Source organism: Algoriphagus antarcticus (assembly GCF_002150685.1).
Classification (GTDB): Bacteria; Bacteroidota; Bacteroidia; order Cytophagales; family Cyclobacteriaceae; genus Algoriphagus; species Algoriphagus antarcticus.
In genome coordinates this window covers 120,243-126,987 of sequence record NZ_MSSW01000042.1, presented here as the reverse complement: position 1 = coordinate 126,987, position 6,745 = coordinate 120,243, and the positions used below count along the sequence as shown (strand labels likewise).

The following is a 6,745-nucleotide window of genomic DNA, read 5'->3' as shown; positions in this document are numbered from 1 at the left end:
AGATGGAAGCGAGTTTTATTTGACCACAAAGTCACAAAGGAAGCAAAGAAATCGGCAAAAGTCTTTTCACCAAAATCAGCCCCAAAGGGTTTTTTCACTCGGTAGTTTTTTAGGTGTTCTTCTTAATCAATCTGCTAGAATTAACATGATCTATATTTCACCGCAAAGACGGAAAGGGCGCAAAGAAATCCGCAAAGTATTTATCCTTTTAAACCTTTAAGTCAGACTATCGAGTAGTCAAACTATCAATAACCGCTTGTGCAACCCGTGGATAAAAAATACACTCGAAAGTTATTCTCCCGCCTACAGAAATCAATTGAAAACGACATGTGATGAGGTAGGATGGAAACGAGGTTCATGTTTACCACAGAGTCCACTATAGACAAATAGAAAAAAAGGGAGGAATCGATCTTTGGAATTAGAAATTCCTGCGATAGAGGTTCGGTATTCCAAATCCCGAACAGCTATATATTCACGTAATTGATTGGGTTGGAATTTCCCTGCTTGAAGTAATGGTGAACCGATTGGTTAATGTATTTATCTCTAATTTCTTTCGAAGCTAGTTTGCCTTCAAATTCATAACGACCGCTTAAACCTTCTCTCAGATTGATTTTTGACTTCTCGCTGTAATTCGGATCGATTGGTAGAGCTGGTGCAGGAATCCAATTGCTAATCTCATAGACTTCTACGATCACGCCTTTAAAAACGGCAAAACTATAGTGAGCTTTCAAAGCTCTTTCTGGATTCACCTTCCATTTACTCCGAGTGCATTCATACAGTACATTAGCGCTCATCGACGATGAGTATCCGGGGTTTATTCGAATCAGAATAGCGGGTTCATCGATGGTTATCATAAGGCAAAGATTTAGTAGAATCTTGAAGATAATAAAGCGTTTCACATTCGACTGCTGCAAGGATTACGCTTAGTATTGGCAGCTTTACCAACCGAAGGAGTTTAATATTTACTAAAACGCCTTTAGCTCAAGAGCATATTCGTACGAAATAAATTGTTTGGAATTTTCATTTTCAAGCCAACCGATTTCTCGGTGACTGATCTTGACAATTTCCTTTGGCGAAGTATGTTGGAAAATTGCCACTACTTTCTCCAATGTGTGAAGGTCATCTTCAGAAAACAAATCCGCTTGAAATTGTCGATCTGCTCTACCTACTAATTTTTCCATTTTGCTGCCATTTTCTTTTGACTCAAAGCAAATATCAATCATGTCGTTCACAGCCAAATTCTCAAAAATCGTCTCATACATATTGGGCACAGGCCCATAATCAATCGCCTTATATTTGGCTCCGCTGATAGAATTTCCAAACTCTCGGAACTTGGAAAAGTCAGCGTAGAAAAGCAGCTTATTCATTTTTGTCTTATAACTGGGGACCGCATGAGCAAAATAAATAATCATTTCGACTAATTTTTCTATGCTAGGTTTGGTATATCCAGTTAGCTCATTGGCCTCATCTTCTCCCATCAAATAATCATCTAAATTGATTAGTTTCAACTTTTCTGATTGGATTAAGCGGTCAATTTTCTTAAGTAAATCTATTTTGGTTTTTTCCAATTTTGGCTCCCAATCTTTTGCCAAACTTCTAAATTTGAATGGGTCACGAGCAAGTTTGATCAAATTGGCATTGGCCAAGGAAGGAAGGTCTCCTTTAGTATTCGCCAGAAGAACCTGCCGATTGCAATTCTTTTAGAATGGTTTCATAGAGGTCGTTAAATAAATGTCGGTCAGTCGAGCTGTTAAAGTCTATGCGATTGATTTGGTTGATGACCTGACGGAAGAGCGTTCCGTTTTTCATGTAATTGTAAGTGTCTTCAAACACCGCACGAATAATCTTGGCCTGTGGGCTGATACTGAAATCAAGTTCCTTCAACGCTGGAAACAACTCATTATTGATAAAGTCCATCAGGGCATCGCCTTTCAAGCCTTCTTCGTCTGCTGCACAGGTTTGCCATTTGAGATTTTCAGGAATCGGGCTTTCGTAGCCGTCTATGGTGATTTCCCATTCTTCTTCTTTGTCGGCAAAGATCTTCATAAAGAGCATCCACACCATTTGCGAGATCCGCTGTGCATCTCCGTCTACTCCTGTGTCTTTCCGCATGATATCGCGGATGCCTTTTATGTTGGTGGTAATTTGAGTCATTTAGATTTCTTTAATTTTTTTGTGGTTTTTTTAGGCCCTTGCTATTGTTGTTTTACTTTCCGTCGTACCGGCTTTTCTAGGTAAAAGGTGTTCGCAACTCATGCTGCGACTCGCGCTGCGACTCTAGCTGCGACTCTAGCTGCGACTCTAGCCAAGGGGTATAATTTTTATTTAAAAACATTACTTTTTATTTTGGAGTAATTGCAAAAAAGCAATACCTCTTTCTGTTATTCTGTGTTGTTAGTTTTTACTTTTTGTCTTTTCAGGGATTGTTCATTCGATAAGTTTGTGCCCCATCAGTCTATTTAAGGTCATTTTTAATTGACCAGAAGTGTTTTTTTGGCTTAGCAAAGTTGCGATTCCTTTTGTGCTATTGTTTTCTATTTCGGTAAAATTCAAAATTTTCGAATATAAAGATTGATACTGCAACTCGTACCCCAACTCTAGCTGTGACTCTAGCTGTGACTCTTGCCTTTGCAAATAATTTGCGTTTGCAGATATTTGGGACATCTATTTTTTATTGTTGAGTAGGTGCAAAAAAGCAATGCCTCGATTTGTTATTCTGTACCGTTGTTTGGAACTACTTAACTCATCTTCTGATCTTTCTATTAAGCTATGGTCAACAAGTTTGCTAATTATCTTATTCAATTGTCCTGATATGCTTTTTTGTCCTAATTCATTGGATATCTGTTTCTTGGATAGCAATTGTTGACTTATTTGAACCAGTACCTTTCCGTACATCGTCATCTGTTGTAACTCCTGTTGTAACTCCTGTTGCAACTCCTGTTGCACCGTATAAATAGTATTTATAAAAGAAACACGGAAGGCCATGCCCGGCTCGCTCCAGATCATTTTAATTTCTGGATATTCCTGTAGATCATCAGCAATGAGTTGCAGGCCATTACCCCATTGCTCTATAATGCCGAGACGTTTGAAAACGGGTGCCAAAACTTTATTGCGCACATCAGACTGCCCGGCAAACATCTCGTCAAAATCTACCGAAGGCAATAATTTACCAGGACTGGTAATTTCTATTTTATCGTCAAAAATGGCAATTTTAATATCCTTGCCCGTAAGCGAATAATCTCTGTGAATGACTGCATTCCGAATGACTTCCCGCAATGCGATAATTGGGTATTCCCAGCGGTCGTTTCTGTAAACGCCTTCATAATTCTTCGTTCCTTCAGAAATGTGACGTTTCACAAAGTTCAAGGCCAGCTCGGCATGGCCAATGATGCTTCCTGCAAAAGATTTTTGATCTATAAAATTGCCAGGTTTGGTTCCTTTAAAACGCGCACATTCAATTTTAGCATTCGGAAAAAGCTGCGTTTTCAGTTTGTCTTCCGAAAGGAGAATTAGCGCATTCGTTACCCGCTTTTCGCCTTGTTCATCAACGATCAAATCAAGCTTTTCAAGGACATTCTCCGTTACTTCCTCACTTATTTTTTCTTTGAAAAAAGAGGCGAACTCATCCTTTTTTAGGTCAATAAAATCTTTGGAGTAATTCAGTCCGGCGTCAAACGAAATATTTGCCGCCAATCTTTCTAAGCGCTGAATCGTTTCGTTATCGCCCAATCTGTTTGATGAGCCCACGCGTATAAAAACGCCATCAGCTTTGCCTTTACTTTTTAAAAAGTAGGGCGGTTTGCTGCCTTTGTGGATGTACACCCGAATGACATGTTTGCCTGCTTCAGTCAGAAATGAAATCTCTGGCTGAATAACCAAAGCGCATGAATCGTGAATGATGTTACTGATTTTGTTTTCCAGACCATCCAATAGATTTTCGGAAATACCAACGATGACTCTCGGGTTGTTTTTGATGCCAATAAACAATTCTCCACCCGCATCATTTGCAAAAGCGATAACCGTTTTGGCAAAGTCTGCATTAGCCGGCAACGCTTCTTTAAACTCGAGTCGCCTTCCTTCGGGTAGTTTTATTTTTTGTGTTAAATCCAATTTAAGCAATTTGATAAATTTCTCTTTCCAACTCCAGCATCGCCCTGTCACAGTCTTTTTTCTTTCCAAAAGCTCCAACCAACTCCATGACAGAGCCCATTTGGTTTAAGGGTTGCACTTTCAGCACGGATCCAGATTCAATAGACGTTATGCCATCCGCCTCGTATTTATCCAAAAGCGTGGTCAAGACTTGCTGTGCTTTTTCACTGTATTTGGAGAAATAATTCCGCTTACGAACATTTTCTGCTCTTTCCTTCCGAGTTAGGGGAGGCTGATCAAATGCAACATGGCAAATCAAATCAAAGGCATCCATGTCTTTCCCAACTTCCTCCCGCAATGCTTCCAATAAAATCCCTTGCTCTGCAAGCTCTGCCAATAGTGCTTCTTTCTTTTCTGATTTGGACCACTTGAGAATAAATGCATCTAGGGAAGAGAAATTTTTATCGATATTTTTTCGGGTGTAATCCTTAAGAGACTCTGTGATTAATTTCCCATCTGCTCCAAAATATTGAATTCGTTCATTGATCACAGTTACTGCAACATTATTGACATAGTACTTTCTCGGTTCTAAATCGGGGTCACCGTCGGTGATGCTAATATCAGGGGGAGGAGGATTTAAGGGTTCTCTATCTTCCTCCGAAACCTCTTCGGCAATTGAGTCTTGATTTACTTCTTCCTCAGGCGGAACAGGGGACTCGTCGATCCCAGGCTCGTAGATCTGAACCGGTTCTCCATCAAAATCCGGATCTGCAAAGAGATTCGTAGCTTTTCGGAAATCCATAATGGTAAAAAACAGCTTTCCTTCAGCTTCCCGAATTCGAGTGCCTCTTCCCACGATTTGCTTGAATTCTGTCATGGATGCGATGTTAGCTTCCAGTACAATCAACTTCACCATTTTGGTATCAATGCCCGTGGTGAGCATTTTGGAAGTGGTGGCGATCACAGGAAAGCGCTCTTCCACATCGGTGAAATTGTCCAACTCCCTTTTCCCGACTTCATCGTCTCCGGTGATCTTGACGACGTAATAAGGATGTGCAGAAACTAAATCGGCATTGGCGTTGATCAGCGCCTGTCTCATTCGGTTGGCATGCTCGATATCAATGCAAAAGACAATCGTCTTGGCAAAACGATCAGTGGCTTTTAAGAATTGGGTGATCTTGTCAGCAACCAATTGAGTTCGCTGATCAATGACCATTTTCCGATCGTAATCCTTCAGGTTGTATATTCTATCCTTGATTTCGTTTCCGTATTTATCCAGCATTCCTGCCGATGGTCGCCAGCCTTCGTCTAAGTTGGTGGTAATTCTCACCACTTTATATGGGGCTAGAAAGCCATCCATGATTCCTTGCTTCAGCGAATAGGTATAAACAGGCGTACCATAATAATCCATATTGGAGACATCCTTGGTCTCTTTAGGCGTGGCTGTCATCCCTATCTGCGTAGCTCCTTCGAAATAGTCCAATACCTCTCTCCAGGCTGAGGCTTCAGAAGCTGATCCTCTATGGCACTCGTCCACCACAATCAGATCAAAAAAGTCTTTGCTAAATTCCCTGTAGGCATTTTTCTCTTCTTCGTTACTGGTTAAGCCCTGATAAAGCGCGAAGTAGATTTGATAAGACTTGTCAATCTTCCGATTCTTAATGATATGCATGATATCATTTCCAAACGGGGAGAAGTCCCCGTTTTTGGTTTGGGTCAAAAGCGCATTTCTATCCGCTAAAAACAGAATTCGGTTCTTGATTCCTGTTTTCCAGAGTCTCCAAATGATATTAAAAGCGGTGTAGGTTTTACCCGTTCCAGTTGCCATGACCAAAAGAATCCGGTCTTGGCCATTAGCTATCGCCTCAATAGTTCGGTTTACGGCATTTGCTTGGTAGTATCGCGGACTCATTCCGCTTTCATCCACATGATATTCCTGCTCGACGATTTTCCTTTTTTCAGGTTCCTCTAGGCCTTTATACTTTAAGTATTTTGACCAAAGTTCTTCAGGAGAAGGGAAGGAGTCCATGTTGATTTCTTCCTCTCTTTTTTCGTCGTTGGTCTTATCATGAAATATAAATGAATCTCCGTTTGAAGTGAATACAAAAGGCAGTTGAAGGATTTCAGAATATTCGAGCGCTTGCTGCATTCCTGCACCAACTGGCTTTGTATTATCCTTTGCTTCTATGATGGCAATAGGAATGTCATTCTTATAGTAGAGAATGTAGTCAGCTCTTTTCTTTGTGCCTCTAGTATGGAGGCTACCCTGAACAATTACTCTACCATCTGTAAATGAAACTTCTTCACGAACTTGCTTTTTGATGTTCCAGCCTGCTTTTTCGATGGCAGGGTTAATCAATTTGGTGCAAACATCTCTTTCGGATAAGCTCTTTTTGTCCATTAGAAAAATTAGAATAAAAATATCATTCCTAAAGATATTAGTTTGAAGGAGAATGAAAAACTGTTTGTGTAAGTAAAGAAAAGTATAGCTGATTTAAAAAGATATATTCTATGTAAAAGTGAATTATGAAAGCCCTGAGAATTCAATATTTGAAAATTTGCAGAGTTTGGGTGGGGGGTAAAGGGAAATAGAGCGTTAGGGTTTTAGAGGGATTTACTCGTTTTATGCTAAATACATAAGTCGCTCCGGATTCGT

The 6,745-nt window shown here is 40.2% G+C and carries 5 protein-coding genes; all 5 read right to left on the bottom strand.

From position 1 onward, the window contains the following. Positions 1-464: 464 nt before the first annotated feature. On the bottom strand, positions 465-854 hold the full coding sequence (locus tag BVH04_RS14455; protein WP_086542172.1) for a hypothetical protein: 390 nt from the start codon (positions 852-854) through the stop codon (positions 465-467). A 111-nt stretch (positions 855-965) separates the two neighbouring features. Further along, positions 966-1,592: a Panacea domain-containing protein gene (locus BVH04_RS14450; RefSeq protein ID WP_140160595.1), complete on the bottom strand. Its 627-nt coding sequence runs from the start codon at positions 1,590-1,592 to the stop codon at positions 966-968. Between the two features lie 70 nt (positions 1,593-1,662). Continuing rightward, a complete protein-coding gene (locus BVH04_RS14445) occupies positions 1,663-2,154 on the bottom strand; it encodes a type I restriction-modification system subunit M N-terminal domain-containing protein (protein WP_205635858.1) in 492 nt (163 codons plus the stop codon). Between the two features lie 510 nt (positions 2,155-2,664). Then, a complete protein-coding gene (locus tag BVH04_RS14435) occupies positions 2,665-4,110 on the bottom strand; it encodes an ATP-binding protein (protein ID WP_086542179.1) in 1,446 nt (481 codons plus the stop codon). A 1-nt stretch (position 4,111) separates the two neighbouring features. Continuing rightward, positions 4,112-6,490: an EcoAI/FtnUII family type I restriction enzme subunit R gene (hsdR, locus tag BVH04_RS14430; protein ID WP_086542169.1), complete on the bottom strand. Its 2,379-nt coding sequence runs from the start codon at positions 6,488-6,490 to the stop codon at positions 4,112-4,114. Positions 6,491-6,745 lie beyond the last annotated feature (255 nt).